This window comes from Niallia tiangongensis (assembly GCF_044704065.1).
Taxonomy (GTDB): Bacteria; Bacillota; Bacilli; order Bacillales; family Cytobacillaceae; genus Niallia; species Niallia tiangongensis.
This window is the reverse complement of the sequence record NZ_CP162613.1, coordinates 3,676,484-3,694,537: the sequence shown is the minus strand read 5'-3', so window position 1 is coordinate 3,694,537 and position 18,054 is coordinate 3,676,484. Positions and strand designations below refer to the sequence as shown.

General features: G+C 35.4%; 17 protein-coding genes, 1 riboswitch and 1 other annotated feature. Of the genes, 12 read left to right on the top strand and 5 right to left on the bottom strand.

Translation table 11 applies throughout. The annotated features are described in order from the left end of the window. Window positions 1–63: 63 nt before the first annotated feature. Window positions 64–321, bottom strand: coding sequence for a DUF6154 family protein (locus AB3U99_RS17700; RefSeq protein WP_400242890.1), 258 nt, complete (start codon window positions 319–321; stop codon window positions 64–66). Window positions 322–663: 342 nt separating this feature from the next. Between AB3U99_RS17700 and ytkD the strand changes: the two genes are divergently transcribed. From ytkD to asnB, 5 genes are all read left to right on the top strand, one after another. Next, on the top strand, window positions 664–1,146 hold the full coding sequence (gene ytkD, locus AB3U99_RS17695) for an RNA deprotection pyrophosphohydrolase (protein ID WP_400242888.1): 483 nt from the start codon (window positions 664–666) through the stop codon (window positions 1,144–1,146). Window positions 1,147–1,177: 31 nt separating this feature from the next. Further along, complete coding sequence (locus tag AB3U99_RS17690; protein WP_400242886.1) at window positions 1,178–1,951, top strand: alpha/beta hydrolase family protein; 774 nt, start codon at window positions 1,178–1,180, stop codon at window positions 1,949–1,951. Between the two features lie 73 nt (window positions 1,952–2,024). After that, the gene (locus AB3U99_RS17685; protein WP_400242884.1) at window positions 2,025–2,267 is read left to right on the top strand and encodes a DUF2584 domain-containing protein; all 243 of its coding nucleotides are present in this window, start codon (window positions 2,025–2,027) and stop codon (window positions 2,265–2,267) included. Between the two features lie 69 nt (window positions 2,268–2,336). Then, window positions 2,337–2,494, top strand: a riboswitch (SAM riboswitch). A gap of 318 nt (window positions 2,495–2,812) precedes the next feature. Continuing rightward, entirely contained in the window at window positions 2,813–4,012 is a 1,200-nt protein-coding gene (metK, locus tag AB3U99_RS17680) for a methionine adenosyltransferase (protein ID WP_400242883.1), read from the top strand. Window positions 4,013–4,444: 432 nt separating this feature from the next. Beyond that, window positions 4,445–6,346 carry an asparagine synthase (glutamine-hydrolyzing) gene (asnB, locus tag AB3U99_RS17675; protein WP_400242882.1) on the top strand — a complete coding sequence of 634 codons (1,902 nt, stop codon included), beginning with the start codon at window positions 4,445–4,447 and terminating at the stop codon, window positions 6,344–6,346. On the opposite strand, the gene AB3U99_RS17670 is transcribed toward asnB, so the two are convergent. Further along, complete coding sequence (locus AB3U99_RS17670; RefSeq protein WP_400242880.1) at window positions 6,336–7,187, bottom strand: C39 family peptidase; 852 nt, start codon at window positions 7,185–7,187, stop codon at window positions 6,336–6,338. The two genes, asnB and AB3U99_RS17670, sit on opposite strands and share 11 nt — an antisense overlap. A 415-nt stretch (window positions 7,188–7,602) precedes the next feature. On the opposite strand from AB3U99_RS17670, the gene AB3U99_RS17665 reads away from it, so the two are divergent. Both AB3U99_RS17665 and AB3U99_RS17660 read left to right on the top strand, forming a co-directional pair. Further along, complete coding sequence (locus AB3U99_RS17665; RefSeq protein WP_400242878.1) at window positions 7,603–8,406, top strand: lysophospholipase; 804 nt, start codon at window positions 7,603–7,605, stop codon at window positions 8,404–8,406. A 14-nt stretch (window positions 8,407–8,420) separates the two neighbouring features. Then, window positions 8,421–9,515, top strand: a complete 1,095-nt coding sequence (locus AB3U99_RS17660) for a tetraprenyl-beta-curcumene synthase family protein (protein ID WP_400242876.1) — start codon at window positions 8,421–8,423, stop codon at window positions 9,513–9,515. Window positions 9,516–9,730: 215 nt separating this feature from the next. On the opposite strand, the gene AB3U99_RS17655 is transcribed toward AB3U99_RS17660, so the two are convergent. Next, window positions 9,731–10,303 (bottom strand): class I SAM-dependent methyltransferase, encoded by a 573-nt coding sequence (locus AB3U99_RS17655; RefSeq protein WP_400242875.1) that lies wholly within the window; start codon window positions 10,301–10,303, stop codon window positions 9,731–9,733. After that, a complete protein-coding gene (locus AB3U99_RS17650) occupies window positions 10,300–11,265 on the bottom strand; it encodes a TIGR01212 family radical SAM protein (RefSeq protein WP_400242873.1) in 966 nt (321 codons plus the stop codon). Before AB3U99_RS17650 ends, AB3U99_RS17655 begins: the two co-directional genes overlap by 4 nt. 208 nt (window positions 11,266–11,473) lie before the next feature. On the opposite strand from AB3U99_RS17650, the gene AB3U99_RS17645 reads away from it, so the two are divergent. Together AB3U99_RS17645 and AB3U99_RS17640 are read left to right on the top strand one after the other, a co-directional pair. Then, window positions 11,474–11,737: a YtzC family protein gene (locus AB3U99_RS17645; protein ID WP_400242871.1), complete on the top strand. Its 264-nt coding sequence runs from the start codon at window positions 11,474–11,476 to the stop codon at window positions 11,735–11,737. Between the two features lie 12 nt (window positions 11,738–11,749). After that, window positions 11,750–11,914 carry a hypothetical protein gene (locus tag AB3U99_RS17640; RefSeq protein ID WP_031540488.1) on the top strand — a complete coding sequence of 55 codons (165 nt, stop codon included), beginning with the start codon at window positions 11,750–11,752 and terminating at the stop codon, window positions 11,912–11,914. Between the two features lie 51 nt (window positions 11,915–11,965). On the opposite strand, the gene AB3U99_RS17635 is transcribed toward AB3U99_RS17640, so the two are convergent. After that, window positions 11,966–13,171, bottom strand: coding sequence for an MDR family MFS transporter (locus tag AB3U99_RS17635; RefSeq protein WP_400242870.1), 1,206 nt, complete (start codon window positions 13,169–13,171; stop codon window positions 11,966–11,968). A gap of 263 nt (window positions 13,172–13,434) precedes the next feature. Here AB3U99_RS17635 and AB3U99_RS17630 point away from each other — a divergent pair, with 263 nt between their 5' ends. The 3 genes from AB3U99_RS17630 (at window position 13,435) to leuS (ending at window position 18,025) form a co-directional block, all read left to right on the top strand. Beyond that, a complete protein-coding gene (locus AB3U99_RS17630) occupies window positions 13,435–14,001 on the top strand; it encodes a histidine phosphatase family protein (protein WP_400242869.1) in 567 nt (188 codons plus the stop codon). A gap of 36 nt (window positions 14,002–14,037) precedes the next feature. Then, window positions 14,038–15,204: an amidase gene (locus tag AB3U99_RS17625; protein WP_400242867.1), complete on the top strand. Its 1,167-nt coding sequence runs from the start codon at window positions 14,038–14,040 to the stop codon at window positions 15,202–15,204. Window positions 15,205–15,326: 122 nt separating this feature from the next. After that, window positions 15,327–15,551: a binding site (T-box leader), on the top strand. Between the two features lie 53 nt (window positions 15,552–15,604). Beyond that, on the top strand, window positions 15,605–18,025 hold the full coding sequence (gene leuS, locus AB3U99_RS17620; RefSeq protein ID WP_400242865.1) for a leucine--tRNA ligase: 2,421 nt from the start codon (window positions 15,605–15,607) through the stop codon (window positions 18,023–18,025). Window positions 18,026–18,054 lie beyond the last annotated feature (29 nt).

Sequence of the window (18,054 nt, the reverse complement as noted above, 5' to 3'; positions counted from 1 at the left end):
TCAAGATTTTTCTGTGTGAGCCGATGTTTATCAACAGCCTTTTTATGAAAAGCACAGGACTAATCAGTGTAAATTTCGATGCGTAAAGATAGGGCTGTTGGGCTTTCGATAATCCTCACTTGCAAACTTTCCTTTTAAGCTTTCAATTAAATAAAGCCCCATTAAATCGTATAATTCTTGTTCATTTAATTCTTGGATAATATGTAATAAATCTTCTCTGCTCATTTCTTCTAAAAAAGCAAAGGCAAGCATGTCAATATCCTCTTCATCCCCAGTTAATTTATTTTTATATAAGTTGTATAGTTCATCAACAATTTTCATTATTTTGTCCTCCTACTTCAGTCTGTTATTAAATGTAACCGTTTTATTTAACCGTATTATATATGATAACGTGATTTTTTTGCTAGCTATAATGTGAACATTATGTTAAGAAAACGGAATGTTTCTTGGTTGTTTCTTGGTAGTATTGTATTCATCTCATTTCTATAGATTTATGAAATTCTTATTTATAAAAAATAATACCCTTTTTTAGATAAAAAACTCCAGTTTTATAGGTAGTATTTGCTATGATAATAATATATATCATAAAATCAGGTTAAAAGGCATGTATTTGCTTTAGTATGCAAGCTACTTATATTAATAATACATAATAATGGAGAAGGTATGGAAATATTTTATGATCAGAATAAGAATTTAGTGAAACTTTCTTTTAGAAAAAACGAATGGAACCAAGAAGCAAAGCATGTATTAGTTATTTGTCAGTATAAGAATCAATGGTTGTTAACGGTCCATAAGAAGAGAGGATTAGAGTTTCCAGGCGGTAAAAGAGAAGAAAATGAAACGATTATTCAAACAGTTTATAGAGAGGTAATGGAGGAAACAGGAGGTATCATTGATAGTCTGCAATGGGTTGCAGCCTATCAGGTATTTGGAGAAGAACCATTTGTGAAGGATGTATTTTTTGCAAGAATTAGTCAATTGGATCCAAAAGATGACTATCATGAGACTGCTGGTCCTGTTTTAATTAATGGCGATATAATGAAAATGCGTTGGGATGATTCATTTAGCTTTATTATGAAGGATGATGTCATTAAATATTGTGTTACTTCTATTCAAACCGAATTATTAAGCCAAAGGAAAGGGTAATATAGGAGAAAATAGCAAAGGAGCAAATGACATGAACAACGGTGATATAATAGAGAAAATACGATTTCCGTCTCCTAATCCTTCTATTGATCTTTTTTTAGTTACTTACTATGTCGATGGCTTGAAAGTGAAGGGAATGCTAGCTTCTCCAAATGATGGAGAAGTATATGATGGTTTTCTTTATTTAAGAGGTGGCATCAAAAATGTAGGGAAGGTACGTCCAGGGAGAATCATCCAATTTGCATCCGAGGGCTTTGTCGTTTTCGCACCTTTTTATCGTGGTAATCAAGGCGGGGATGGAAATGAAGACTTTGCAGGCGAAGATAAAAATGATGCCATAGCTGCATTTGCGTTATTAAAGAGTTTATCGAATGTGAACAATGTACATGTATTTGGTTTTTCAAGAGGTGGAGTGATGGCTTTATTTGTGGGAATTTATTGTCCTGTTCAATCAATTGTAACATGGGGCGGTGTCAGCGATATGTTCCTGACCTATGAAGAACGAAAGGATTTACGCAGGATGATGAAAAGAGTAATTGGAGGCACACCTTCTAAATATCCAGACAGATATGATGCAAGAACTCCACTTTATCAATTAGAAAAAATAAATGCCCCTACGCTAATCATTCATGGAAAGTTAGATAAAAATGTGTCGGTTGAACATAGTCTAAGGTTGGAAGAGAAATTAAAGCAGTTAGGAAAAGAAGTGGACACATGGTATTTTCCAGAGTTTACTCATTACTTTCCTCCAGCTACGAATCGGAAAGTTGTCACATCTTTATCTAGCTGGATGAAAAAAAAGTGAAAAAAATGGTAAACTAAAAGAAAAGATTTATAAATAGTGGACAACAAATAGAAAAAGAAAAGGGGAATGTAAAATGGGTATGCCCTTAGAATTAAATACAATGATCGTAACAAAAGGGAAAGAAATAAGACTAGAAGAAAATCTATTTCTTTTAGATAAAGAGGATTACCGTTTATATCCAATGAATATTCCGTTAGAGGTCAGAAAAACAAAAATGGCTGAGATATCTGGAGTGGCAACGATTGAAAAATTAGAATGGGAAAATGGAAAGACGTCCATTACTTATAAGCTTATTGCATTGAATTCAACAAATTAATTCAATCTAGTGAAAAATGATTGACATGCATTGTTAGATTGAGCTATCATTTTACCTTGAACGGATACTCTCTTATCCTGAGCTGGTGGAGGGACTGGCCCGATGAAACCCAGCAACCTACTATGTGAAGAAAATTACTGAATTGTTTCGTGTATATGAAATGGATCAGACATTCTCTTAGGAAAGGTGCTAACCTGAAGCAAGGAATAATCCTTGAACGATAAGAGTGAAAGGTGCGAATTGATTTTACTAGGAGCCTTTTCACTATTGAAAAGGTTTTTTGTGTAAAATGAATTAATTATCTTTTATAAAAATGTATATTTTTAGATGTGTGTTTTTATTAGAAACAAAATACTTCGTTATATATATTATATTTACAGACATTTTATCTAGTGTTACATATAATAGAGCACGGAATTGACTTCGGATAAAAACGCCATTTTTACTTCATACTATCTAGGGAATGAGTACCGTATCAAGATAAGGTTAAGGAGTGCAGGAAATAGGCCTCGCTCTACTTTATTCTAAAATAAGGAGGAAATCAGATGTCAACAAAACGTCGCTTGTTTACTTCTGAATCGGTAACTGAAGGTCATCCAGATAAAATTTGTGATCAAATTTCAGATGCTATTTTGGACGCTATATTAGCTAAAGATGCTAATGCAAGAGTTGCTGCTGAAACATCTGTAACAACAGGATTAGTTCTAGTTGCAGGTGAAATAACGACTTCTACATATGTGGATATTCCGAAAATTGTCCGTGAAACAATTAAAGAAATAGGTTATACACGTGCGAAATATGGATTTGATGCAGAAACTAGTGCAGTCTTAACTTCAATTGACGAGCAATCCGCTGATATTGCATTAGGGGTAGACCAAGCTCTAGAAGCTCGTGAAGGTAAGATGACGGATGAGGAAATAGAAGCAACTGGTGCTGGAGATCAAGGATTAATGTTCGGATTTGCATGTAATGAAACAAAGGAATTAATGCCATTACCGATTTCATTAGCACATAAACTATCAAGAAGACTAGCAGAGGTAAGAAAAGAAGAAATCTTACCATACTTGCGTCCAGATGGAAAAACACAAGTAACAGTCGAATACGATGAAAATAATCAGCCAGTTCGTATTGATACAATCGTAATAAGCACACAGCATCACCCAGAGGTAACATTAGAGCAAATTCAACGTAATATTAAAGAATATGTGATCAAACCTGTTGTACCAGCTGAATTAATCGATGAAAATACAAAGTATTTCATCAATCCAACAGGACGCTTTGTTATTGGCGGACCACAAGGAGATGCTGGATTAACTGGTCGTAAAATCATCGTTGATACATATGGTGGATATGCTCGACATGGCGGTGGAGCGTTTTCTGGTAAGGATCCAACAAAAGTGGATCGCTCAGCGGCCTATGCAGCACGTTATGTGGCAAAAAATATTGTAGCGGCAGGATTAGCTGATAAAGTAGAAGTACAATTAGCTTATGCAATTGGAGTAGCGCAGCCAGTATCTATTTCTGTTGATACATTTGGAACAGGAATTGTTTCGGAAGATAAACTAGTAGACGCAGTGCGTGAAAACTTTGATCTTCGTCCAGCTGGAATTATTAAGATGCTTGACCTTCGTAGACCAATTTACAGACAAACAGCTGCTTATGGGCATTTTGGGCGTACTGATATTGATTTACCATGGGAACGTACCGATAGAGCAGAGTTAATAAAAAATGCAGTAGAAGCATAAAAAATCTTTTATTGATAGACTGAAATAAAGGAAATCAAAAAGAAAAGAAGTTGCATGAAAGTGTAACTTCTTTTCTTTTTTTTCGTCTAATACTTGGTGATGGACTACTGGTATCATTGACTGAAAAATCCGTTTATGTATTTGCTAGTAAGGCTTAAGTCGTTTCCATCCCTCTTACACTTAACGATCTTGTTTTTCCCGTTGCTATGAAAAATATAGAGGAGAAATGATAAAAGCTAATTATAAATTTTATACTATTTATGCTACAATAGAAAACTAAGTGAGGATTTTATAAACCTTATTACCTATTAACATATTTTCTTTTTAGAGGTATATTAAAATTTTAATTGTGGTTCTACTATTAGAATAATAAAAAACGGTTATGAATGTCCTAATATATGTAGGAAAAGAAATGGAGAAGGTGAGAGCAATATGTGTGGTTTTGTTGGCTGTGTACATGAAAAAGCACAAAACTTTCAAGAAGAACAAAAAGAATTATTTGCAGGAATGAATCGTGTTATAACACATAGAGGTCCTGATGATGAAGGATATTTTTACGATAGCCATATTCAGTTTGGTTTTCGTCGATTAAGTATCATAGACATTGAAAGTGGGCATCAGCCTTTAACATATGAAAATGAACGCTATTGGATAATCTTTAATGGGGAAGTTTATAACTATTTAGAAATTAGAGAAGAGCTAGTAAATGCAGGCTTAACCTTCCAAACAAATTCAGATACTGAAGTAATTATCGCCCTATATAGTCATGAAAAGGAAAAAGCGGTAGAAAAGCTTCGTGGTATGTTCTCTTTCATTATATGGGATAAGCAAGAAGAGACATTATATGGAGCACGCGATCCGTTTGGAATTAAACCTTTCTTCTATTTAGAAGATGGGGAAAAAACATACTTTGCTTCTGAGAAGAAAAGTATTACATTAGCATTAGAAAGTGATGTTATCAATTACAGTTCCTTGCAGCATTACTTAACCTATCAATTTGTCCCTGAACCTTATACGATGTCAGAGGGAATTAAAAAGCTAGAACCAGGTCATTATTTCACGAAAAAAATTGGTGAACCAATGGAAATTAAACGTTATTGGAGAGCATCCTTTAAGCCGGTTGTCAAACAAGAGAACGAGTTTACAAAAGAAATTAAAGATGTGCTGTTCGATAGTGTGAAAATGCATATGAGAAGTGATGTTCCTGTTGGATCCTTCCTGTCAGGTGGAATTGATTCATCTATTATTGCAAGTATTGCAAAGGAATTCCATCCTAGCATAAAAACTTTTTCTGTTGGCTTTGAGCATAATGGATTTAGTGAAATAGATGTAGCAAAAGAGACAGCTGATAAATTAGGACTAGAAAATATTAGTTATATAATTTCTCCACAGGAGTATATGAACGAGATTCCGCGAATTATGTGGCATATGGATGATCCTTTAGCAGATCCAGCTTGTGTACCTTTATATTTTGTTGCACGTGAAGCAAGAAAGCATGTAACGGTTGTCCTGTCTGGGGAAGGTGCAGATGAATTATTTGGAGGATATAATATTTATCGCGAACCACAATCTTTAGAAGTGTTTAATAAAATTCCGAATGTCGGGAAAAAATTGTTACGAGCTGTAGCAAATATTCTTCCAGAAGGCGTGAAAGGAAAAAGTTTTATTGAGCGTGGAGTCACTCCCATGGAAGAAAGATATATTGGCAACGCGAAAATGTTCTCTGAGTTAGAAAAGGAAAAATTACTTTCTGTCTATAATAAAGGTTTACATTATAGAGATATTACCAAGCCTCTATATGAAGAAAGTCTTGGATATGATCCTGTGGATCGTATGCAATTCATTGACATTCATACTTGGATGCGAGGAGATATTTTACTAAAAGCAGATAAAATGACGATGGCTCATTCATTAGAATTACGTGTGCCGTTCTTAGATAAAGAGGTCTTTAAAGTAGCATCTAAAATTCCGACCTCATTAAAAACAGCAGATGGTACAACAAAATATATTTTACGAAAAGCAGCCGAATCATTTGTACCGGAGCATGTGTTAAATCGCAAAAAGCTAGGCTTTCCTGTTCCGATTCGCCATTGGTTAAAGAATGAAATGAATGAATGGGCGAAAAATATTATTAAAGAGAGCGATACAGATCACTTATTAAATAAATCGGTTGTTCTCCAATTATTAGAAGACCATTGTCAAGGAAAAGCGGATAATAGCCGTAAAATTTGGACAGTTCTAATGTTCATGGTATGGCACAGCATTTATATCGAAAAAAAATATTCCTTCGAAAAGGAATATTTAAAAGAGGGAAAGGTAGCAATTAAGAATTAATCGTAATTGCTTGACTACCCATTTGCACCCAGGATTCTTCAAAATCCGTTATGGGTGCTTTTTTATTTTTTTCTTCAGTAAGGGGATCATTAAAGTAAATATACTTTTCATCATATCCTGTAATTAATACAGAATGCTCAGAATACGTAATCTTTACTGTTCCACTTGGAGTATGCCATGTACGAAATTCACTTTCTGGTAATTTCTTAAATGTTGAATTAGTAATTACCAACACCGGATGATTGCTGGATAGATGCTTTTTTATTTCTTTAAAATCAGATCCAGTAAAATCGACGATGGAACCAGGTAAATATTGCTCAGCTAATGCAGCTATCGGTTTATGATATACGCCTAATCCAGGACCATTTAAGGAGTACATATCTCCAATAAATCCGTCATTAGGATTTCCGTAATAGATTGTGCTATTTTCTCTAACATATGGTGTACTATCTTTTTTAATCTCCTTTGCTAGTGTCATTTTATCAACATCGACATCAGCATATTGAAGAAGCATCGCAAGGCTTGTTACTTCACAGCCTCTTGGGAGCTCTGGTAATTGATTAACAATAGGAGCATCCAATAAAACGGATTCCTTTAATAAATCAGTTTCCTCTTTTGTTGATAAGAGAGCTTTACGCGTGTTCTGTGTAGCAACTTCTTTTGCATAGACCATTGCTGGAATGTCATTTCTATTAATAAGCAAAAAACTAATAGCAATCATGGCGAATATCGTAAACAAATAGATGCTTTTAGCTAATGTGTTTAATTTTTTTCTTACCAATAAATATAATAAGAAAAATAATGTAATTAAAGATATGACTATTAATGTATTTGAATTCATTTTATTCTCACCTAATTACTATCTTTATTTAATTATATCGGTTTAAAGAAAAAGTACCTTTAGAAAAAGAAAGGAATAGTTATAACAAAATTTTTATATTCTTAGTTGTATACTTCTTTAAAAGATCATCATACATGATTCCCTTTCCCTAATATTCGACAAATAAAACCTCTTCCCAGTATACCATGATTTATTGGAGCATCGACGTTTGATTGCTTAATATAGTTACATTTCCAATATATTTGCTATAATTAAAGTAACTTTGGAAAATAATAATAATGCTGTACTTCTTCTACATGGTTTCACTCTTTAATGGTTAATTTATAAAACAAATCTTTATTTTTCCTTAATAATTATGTTTTGTTTAAAAATAATGTAAATTAATATTGATTTTGGATGGGATGGGGGAGCTTTTATGTGGAAATGGGAAGCTGAGGGAAACGCGAAGGCTGTCATTGTTATTGTTCATGGAGCGATGGAGCACCATGGAAGATATGGGTGGCTTATCGAAATGTTTCGGTTAGCTGGTTTTCATGTTGTAATGGGAGATCTTCCTGGACAGGGAATGACAACGAGATCGGATAGAGGGCATATTGACTCTTTTGATGAATATACAATAGAAATTAAAGATTGGATTCAAGCAGCATATCAATTTGATCTGCCTATTTTTTTATTGGGTCATAGTATGGGAGGCCTTGCCTCTATTAGATTACTCCAACAGGAAAAATTAAAAATAGCTGGGCTGATTTTATCTTCCCCTTGTTTAGGATTAATAAAATATCCTAATAAATTTATGAGTGTGGCGTCTCTTCTCTTAAATAAAGTGGTTCCAAAGCTTAGAATTAATTCTGGCTTAACGATTGATATGGCAACTCGCAATGCAGATGTTAGGGAAATTGATTCAAATGATACTTTATACATTACAAAAGTGTCAGTCAGATGGTACCGAGAATTGATTGTTGCAACAAAGCAAGCTTTTGAAGATATAGCAAAAACACAGGATATGCCTCTACTGGTTATGCAAGGAGGCGGCGATTTAGTTGTAGATAAAAAAATGGTAAAAACATGGTTCAATATGGTACCATTATCTGAAAAGCGATATAAGGAATGGCTAGAGTATTATCATGAAATATTTAATGAACCAGATAGAGAAGAAGTGTTTGAATACACGAAGGATTTTATCAATAGTCAATTGAAAGCAATTGGTTATATCGTATAAGCGAGGTTTTTTATATGTCAGTTCCAAAGATGCCATTAACATTAATGTCTAAGGTTTACTTAAAGGTTTTTCCAGTGGTCCATCAGGAATTAAATTATTGGACACAAAGAGCAAGGAATATTCCTAATCTAGAATTAAGGAAGCAAGCATTAGCTAGTATTGAGCATAAAACCTTTCATTGTGAAGGTGGGGCCATCATGGCGCTTATAGCTATGAGTAAATACAAAGAAGTAATTAAATTTATTGTTGCTTACCAAACAATAAGTGATTATTTAGATAATCTCTGTGACCGAAGCACCTCACTTGATCCGAATGATTTTTCAGCTTTGCATGAATCGATGGAACATGCCTTAACAGTAGGCGCTGAACCGAGTAACTACTATCGTTATCGAGAAGACCAAGATGATGGAGGCTATTTATATGATCTAGCCAAAACATGCAGGGATACACTGACTGAGCTGCAGCATTACGGGAGTATTAAAGAACAGCTACTTGAATTATGCCGATATTACTGTGATTTACAAATACATAAACATGTGATTATGGAAGAGCGAATTCCGAGATTAAAGTTTTGGTTTGAGAAAAATAAGAATCATGTGCCAAAAATGGAGTGGTATGAATTTTCTGCTTGCTCTGGTTCTACTTTAGGTATTTTTTGCTTAGTTTCTTATGCATTTCGTGATGACTTTGATCATTCATATGCAGCTTTAATTAGAGATGGATATTTTCCATACATTCAAGGGCTTCATATACTGTTAGACTATTTTATTGATCAAGAGGAAGATAAAATAGGAGGGGACTTAAACTTCTGCTTTTATTATAAAAATGATGAAGAATTATTTAGTCGGTTAAAGCATTTTGTAACAGAGGCAGATCGGCACACTAATAAATTACCACATCAAAAATTTCATAAATTGATTAATAGAGGTTTATTAGGTGTTTATTTATCAGATGAGAAGGTTTATAAACAGCGAAATATCCGAAAACTTGCAAAAAATATGATAAGAACCTCTGGACCAATTGGCTATTTTTTCTATTTGAACGGAAGAGCCTATAGAAAATTTCAAAAAGTAGTTCCTGCCATTGCATTAAGAGCATTTAGTAAATAAATTTGATTAGATTGTTAGACAAACTTCTTAATAAGAGGAGTTTGTCTAATTTTTTTGCTTTTATCCCAAATTTTTTCAATGAATGCTTCAAATTCGGAATATATGATTCAAAAACGTAATATATGATCCAAAAACGTACTTATATGATCCAAAGCAAAAAATACAGGGCAAGGGTTAACACCCAGCCCTGATTAGAATTTAAATAAAATTCCACTTTATTTTTTTTCAATAGCGATAATAAAAGGAGGATTATTTATTCCATTTATAAACTGATAGCGAAGTACATGGGCTTCCTGTTGATTAATATTTTCAACATAGGCAATAAGCTTATCTCGTTCAATAGCACCTTCAGGATGGCCGTGATAAATGACTAATACAATAATTCCTTCTTCAGACAGGATTTGTAGTAATTGTTCGATTGCTGCAATAGTTGTTTCAGCCTTCGTTACAATCGACTTATCCCCTCCAGGCAAATAGCCTAGATTAAAAATAGCACCTGAGACTTTACCATGATACATAGAAGGAACAACTTCCATTATATGCTCATGTCCGCACAAATGAAGAGAAGCAGCTGCTTCCAACTCTAGACTAGTTAGCTTGTCCTTTGTCGCTAGTAAAGCATCTTTTTGAATATCAAAGCTATAAACTTTTCCTTTATCGCCTACAAGGTTTGCAAGGAAGACCGTATCATGCCCATTTCCCATTGTAGCGTCGATAGCGATGTCGCCTTTAGAAACAGCTTTCTCCAATAATTGATGTGCAAAAGGAATAACTCTTTCAAGCTTCATTGTGTCACCTTCTTATTTGCCTGATAAAACTTTCCTTGCCAACTATTTCTGCTTTTTAATTCTGCATCAATTTTATTTAATACTTCCCATTTATTAACACTCCACATGGGTCCAACCATCAACTCAATTGGTCCATCACCAGTAATGCGGTGAATAATCATTTCTGGTGGTAATATTTCTAATTGGTCACAAACCAATGATATATATTGATCAAGTGCTAAAAATTCAAGCATTCCTTTTTCGTATTGCTTCACCATTGGTGTTCCTTTAAGTAAATGAAGCAAGTGGATTTTTATTCCTTGTACATCAAGTTCACTAACACTTTTGGCGGTTTCCATCATCATTTCATTTGTTTCCATTGGTAGTCCATTAATGATATGGGAGCAGATACGAATATTATGCTTTCTTAGTTTATTAACTCCTTCTACATAGGTCTGAAAATCATGGGCGCGATTAATAAGTGTTGCTGTTTTTTCATGAACAGTTTGTAATCCTAATTCTACCCATAAATAAGTACGATTGTTCAGCTCTGCAAGATACTCAACAACGTCATCAGGCAAGCAGTCTGGACGAGTTGCAATAGAAAGTCCAACAACGTTTTCTTGCTTTAAAACGACTTCGTATTTTTCTCGGAGTACGTCCACTGGTGCATGTGTATTCGTGTAGGCTTGGAAGTAGGCCATATATTTTCCGTCTTTCCATTTCGTATGCATCTTGTTTTTTATATCATGAAATTGTTTCTCAAGGCTGTCGGCGCGATTGCCGGCAAAATCTCCAGAACCAGCAGCACTGCAAAAAGTACATCCTCCGTGAGCTACTGTTCCATCTCGATTTGGGCAATCAAATCCTCCATCTAATGCAATTTTGAAAACTTTGTGTCCAAATTCGTTACGAAGATGATAATTCCAAGTATGGTATCTTTTATTATCTGAAGCATATGGGAATGGGTTATTCTGATTCATATCAGTAACCTCCTAAGCAATTTAGATTTATTTATTTTTATGATTTCCATAATTTCCACCTATGAATTTTAACATGTCTCTAGTCTTAATCCAACAGAATTTCATCATCAGTTAAGAAAAGGAAGTAATAGGATGAGCTTAATAAACAAATACTATGGAAGGAAGCAAAGCTGCTTCTAATTGTATAGATTGTTGGGAGGGTTATCATTTGGCTACTCGTCAATCCATGAATGATTTATTAGAACGATGCAATCAAGTAATCAATTATGCAGAACAGCAATATGAAACAGCAAGTCGTCAAGAGCATTACAATACAAATGAGTATTCAGATGCACAAATGCAGTTAGAAGAAATTTATAATGATTTGCATACGATGGACCACAGTGCCAATCAACAGCAAAGAGAAGAGCTGCATCGCATGAGATTGCTTGTCGAACAAATGCAAAATCAATTGACATTAGGATTGCATTAAGGAGGCATCATAATGGATAAACGTTCAAAGAAAAATAACCCTGAGCAAAAAACGCGCAATGGGATAAATAATCAGGATTTAGAGTTGGGGAAAGATGTCGATCTAGTAAAAGCAGCGAAAAAGAAATATGAGCAATCTGGTGGACAACCAGCTAAATCGAAAACAAGACAAGAATAGCTATAAAAAAAGAATGTCCCAACTGCATGAGACAGTTGGGACATTTAAATGTTAATTCGTCTTAGGAGCTAATTTAGCAGCTTCCTTTGTTGGATAATCATAGAAAAAGGCAGTAATTAAGCTAATAACCAGTAAGACCACTAAAACAGGTACAAGGAATGTCATTCCACTACTATCCACAAGCATTCCTCCAAGAAGCGGTCCAATCATTCTTCCCCCTGTAGCAGTACTGTTTACAATCCCTTGGAAAAAGCCTTCTTTCCCTTTAGGAGCTAGCTTGTCAGCGATGGTTGGGACCGCTGGCCAAATCAGCATTTCTCCAATTGTTAGAATAATCATTGCTGCAAGAAAACCGCTAAAGATTTCTGCTTTTCCAACAATTAGGAAGGAAACGATAAAAATTGCAATCCCAATAAGCATTTGTTTCTTGATGGATGTGCAAACTTTTTTAGTGAAAAAAGAAATAAGTGGTTGACCAAAAACGATAAGCCCGCCATTTACAGCCCATAATAAACTATATTGTGTTAAGGGAATACCTAGTTCCTGTGTATGGGTAGATATCGTTGCTTGCCATTGGACATAACAGATCCAGCATAATAAATAACCAAATCCTAAAATACCAAGAGAATACATAGCAGGGCTTCCTTTTAGTAAATGCTTTCCTTTTCTTCTAGAATTTTTATTATTTAAAGAAGGAAGGATATCATTTTTAACCTGAATGTTTTTATAGCTGAAAAAGGCAATAAGGAAAAATACCCCATACATTAAAGTGTTGGATAGAAAGATTAATTGAAATGAATAAGAGGCAATGAATCCGCCAATCGCTGACCCAAGTGCGACACCAACATTTTGGGCAACATAAATACTATTGAAGGCTTTTCTTCCTCCTTCTGGCCAAACATTTCCTGCCATCGCAAACATGCTTGGATAGATAATTCCTGATCCAAAACCAGATAAGGTGAAGAAGGTACAGTAAGCACCCCAATTATGAAAAAGAGTAAGCCCTAATAAAGAGAATGCGGTTAAGGATATTCCTAATAAGATAGAAAGATATCCACCTAATTTATCATAAAGAATGCCTCCGATTAAATTACCGATAACGCTTGCTCCAGAATTAAGCATTAGGATAAAACCTGCAACCGTTAGTGTTTTTCCTAAATGCTCATGAATGTAAATACTATTTAAAGGCCAGAGTAAGGAAGAACCTGTAACGTTTACAGCCATTCCAATAACTAAAAGCCAAAGAGAACGAGGCATAATGATGCTCCTTTGCAACTAAATTTCTAAATACCAGAAATAAGTGTAGATGCTTTTAGGGAAACCTGCAATAGAATAATACCCATTTATCCAAAGGCGGAATTTTCAGATAGAAGAAGATGTAAACAGAGGGATTAGTTAGTAAATAAGGGGAATTTTTTAGAATAGGAACCCTTTAATTTGTTTGAAAAATTAGTAATTTTCTAATAAAGTAGAAATAACACTAAAACGTATCATATGGTTACGTGGAAAGGATCAAATAGATGACAAAGATATGTTTAATAAGGCATGGAGAAACAGATTGGAATGTAAGGGGAAAGATTCAAGGGAAGACAGATATTCCTTTGAATGACAATGGAATAATGCAGGCAAAGCAATGCCGAGATTACTTAAATGATTCTGACTGGGATGTCATCGTCACGAGTCCTCTCAAAAGGGCAAAGCATACAGCGAAGATCATTAATGAAGCCTTGAAGCTGAAGGTGGTAGAAATGAATGAATTTATGGAGCGCAGCTTTGGAGAAGCAGAAGGAAAAACAAGAGAAGAAAGAGCAATTCTTTATCCAGACCATCAGTACCCAAACCAGGAATCGAGAGAGGATTTAATAACTAGAATCATGAATGGTCTTGAAAAAATACTTTCTCAGTTCCCGGAGCAAAAAGTTTTATTAGTGGCGCATGGTGCTGTTATACATACATTATTAACTGTTGTATCCGAAGATCAGCTTATGATTGAAAATTACTTATCGAATGCATGTATTAGCAATATTCATTATAAAGAGAAGAAATGGGAGGTAAAGGACTATAACCTAGTCAATCATTTAGTGTAAAAAAAAAGATAGAAAGATGGGGAGGAGTTTATAAAGATGCGTGATTATGGTGCATATATAGATGAAAATATTTCAGTTGAAGCTACAAAAAAAGGAAGCTTGGATGGGTTAACGTTTGCCGTGAAAGATGTATTTGCCATTAAAGATTATGCTTCTTCTGCTGGAAATCCAGATTGGCTCCAAACTCATGAGCCTGCAAAACAAACAGCACCCGCAATTGTTAATTTACTGGATAACGGTGCTACCCTAAAGGGAACGACGATTACAGATGAATTAATGTATAGCTTAAACGGAGAAAACTACCATTATGGGACTCCTGTTAATCCTAAGGATGCCAATCGCATTCCTGGAGGATCTTCTTGTGGTTCTGCAGTGACAGTCGCTGCTGATTTAACTGATTTCTCACTGGGTACAGATACAGGAGGATCAGTAAGGATACCTTCTTCGTATTGCGGAATATATGGATTCCGTCCTTCACATGATGCTGTTAATATAGATGGTGTCATTCCACTTGCGAAAAGTTTTGATACGGTTGGATGGATGGCACAGGATGCAAAAATCTTATATGAAGTAGGAAAAGTGCTTTTACCTGCTCAAAAGGATGGTTCCTTTAAACGATTTATGATAGGAAGTGATGCGTGGGCGTTAGCTGACCAGGAAGTTCAACATGCCTTTAGACCATTATTGAAAAAATTAGAGACTTCCGTACCGAGCTATTCCACTACTATTATTGCAGAAGATGGGCTACAGGAGTGGGCCGAGGTTTTTAGACAAATACAAGGAAGAGAAATTTGGCATGAGCATGGAGAATGGATTCAAAAGGTAAACCCTTCTTTTGGTCCAGGAATAGCGGAGAGATTTCAATGGGCAAGTACTTTAAATGACGAGGATTTATCACATTATAATAAGAAACGACGTATAATTCAGGAAAGAATGGAAAAACTGCTTGAAGATGACGGAATTTTAATTATTCCTACGGCACCTGGAAAAGCGCCACTTTTGAATCTGCCAGTGAAAGAATTAGAAGTAAAAAGAAGTCAAACCTTTCAGCTATGTTGCATTGCCGGTTTAACGGGTTTCCCCCAAGCGAATTTGCCATTAGCCACTCTAGAGGGTGCGCCAATTGGTCTTTCCTTTATTGCTGGTCGTAATCAGGATCGAAAGTTGCTTCGCTTAGTTGCCGAATGGGCAGAGAAATGGTGAAAAAGGAACATTAGATGGGTTGAGACATATAATAAACGAAATAAGCTATCGCCTGTTACCTTCTTAATCTGAAAACTACTTGCAACATGAATCAAAATACAATACAATAAAGACCATATAAGTGAACAACACAGATAAGGAATAGTAAAGATGCCTTTTTGAAAATAGAGAGCTGGCGGGTGGTGCAAGTCAGTCAAAAACATCTTGAACTCGCCTTTGAGTTGCAAGTGTGAACTTTTAGTAATGCTTGCCGTACACCTGCGTTAAAGGATAATGAAGCGAGTGATTTATTCACTAATTGTGGGTGGTACCGCGGGAGATTATACATAATGCCTCTCGTCCCTATTTGGGATGAGAGGCTTTTTATTTTGGTCAAAACAACTTTATAGGAGGATTTAAGATGAGCTTTAATCATCAGAAAATAGAACAAAAATGGCAAAAGTTTTGGGAAGAAAACAAAACTTTTAAAACAAGTGAAGAAAAAAGCAAGAAAAAGTTTTATGCACTAGATATGTTCCCATATCCATCTGGAGCGGGACTTCATGTTGGACATCCTGAAGGTTATACAGCAACAGATATCCTATCTCGTATGAAGAGAATGCAGGATTTTAATGTACTTCATCCAATGGGGTGGGATGCATTCGGTTTGCCAGCAGAGCAATATGCATTAGATACTGGCAACCATCCAGCAGAATTTACACAGAAAAACATTGATACATTCCGTCGCCAAATAAAATCACTTGGATTTTCCTATGATTGGGATCGTGAAATTAACACTACTGACCCAGAATATTATAAGTGGACACAATGGATTTTTCTAAAGCTATATGAAATGGGCTTAGCTTATGTTGATGAAGTGGCAGTTAACTGGTGCCCGGCATTAGGAACAGTTTTAGCAAACGAAGAAGTTATTGATGGAAAGAGTGAACGCGGCGGACATCCTGTTGAAAGACGTCCAATGCGCCAATGGGTATTAAGAATAACAGCATATGCAGATCGTCTATTAGAAGATTTAGATGAAGTAGATTGGCCAGAAAGCATTAAAGAAATGCAACGTAATTGGATTGGACGTTCTGAAGGAGCCGAAGTAACTTTCCAAATTGACAATCATGAGGAAAACTTTACTGTATTTACAACAAGACCTGATACATTATTTGGTGCTACTTATGCTGTACTTGCTCCAGAGCATGCCCTTGTAGAAAAAATTACAACTTCAGCGCAAAAAGCGGCTGTAGAAGCTTACTTAGAAAAGGTTAAAAGTAAGAGTGATTTAGAAAGAACAGACTTAGCAAAAGAGAAAACAGGTGTATTTACCGGAGCTTATGCCATTAATCCGGCTAACGGAGAAAAAATGCCAATTTGGATTGCTGATTATGTGCTTGTAAGCTATGGTACAGGAAGCATTATGGCTGTTCCTGCTCATGATGAAAGAGACTATGAGTTCGCAAAAACATTTGATTTGCCAATTAAAGAAGTAGTAGCAGGCGGAAATGTAGAAGCAGAAGCCTATACAGGTGATGGTGAACACGTAAACTCTGCTTTCTTAAATGGTTTAAATAAAGAAGAAGCGATAACAAAAATGATTAGCTGGTTAGAAGAGAAAGAAATTGGAACGAAGAAAATCACTTACAGACTTCGTGATTGGCTATTTAGCCGTCAACGTTACTGGGGTGAGCCAATTCCAATTATCCATTGGGAAGATGGCACAATGACTGGTGTACCGGAAGAAGAATTACCATTGACACTTCCAGAAACATCTGAAATAAAGCCATCTGGAACAGGAGAATCTCCGTTAGCGAATATATCAGAATGGGTAAACGTTGTAGACCCTGTAACTGGTAAAAAGGGTAGACGTGAAACAAACACAATGCCACAATGGGCAGGAAGCAGCTGGTATTATTTACGTTATATCGATCCGAAGAATAACGAGCAAATTGCAGATCCAGAAAAAATAAAAGAATGGCTTCCAGTAGATATGTACATTGGTGGTGTCGAACATGCTGTCTTGCATCTTCTATATGCACGTTTCTGGCATAAGGTACTTTATGATATAGGCGTTGTTCCAACAAAAGAACCATTCCAAAAATTATACAACCAAGGAATGATCCTAGGGGAAAATAATGAAAAAATGAGTAAGTCAAAAGGAAATGTCGTAAATCCTGATGAGATTGTAGCTAGCCATGGAGCAGATACGCTTCGTTTATATGAAATGTTCATGGGTCCATTAGATGCAGCTATCGCTTGGTCAACAAATGGTCTTGATGGATCAAGAAGATTCCTTGATCGTATTTGGAGATTGCTAGTAGATGATAATGGTGAGCTTTCTTCTAAGGTTCAAGGAATAGAAGAAATGAAGGGGTTAGATAAAATTTATCATCAAACTGTTAAAAAAGTAACAGAGGATTTTGAAGCCCTTCGCTTTAATACAGCTATTTCGCAAATGATGGTATTTATCAATGAATGCTATAAAGCGGATAGTATTCCGAAGAAATATGTAGAAGGTTTTGTAAAATTACTTTCTCCAATTTGCCCGCATATGACAGAAGAACTATGGCAAATCATTACTGGCTCTAACCAATCTATTGCATATGAAGCATGGCCAGCATATGATGAAGCAAAATTGGTAGACGATGAAGTGGAAATCGTTATTCAGATTAATGGAAAAGTAAAAGCAAAGCTAATGGTTCCAGCAGACGCAAATAAAGATGCATTGGAGCAAATTGCGATGGAAGACAGTCAAGTAAAAGAACAAATTGACGGGAAGCAAGTACGTAAAGTAATTGCTGTTCCAGGTAAATTAGTTAATATTGTTGCAAATTAAAGGGAAGAGGCTGGTCTATTTGACTAGCC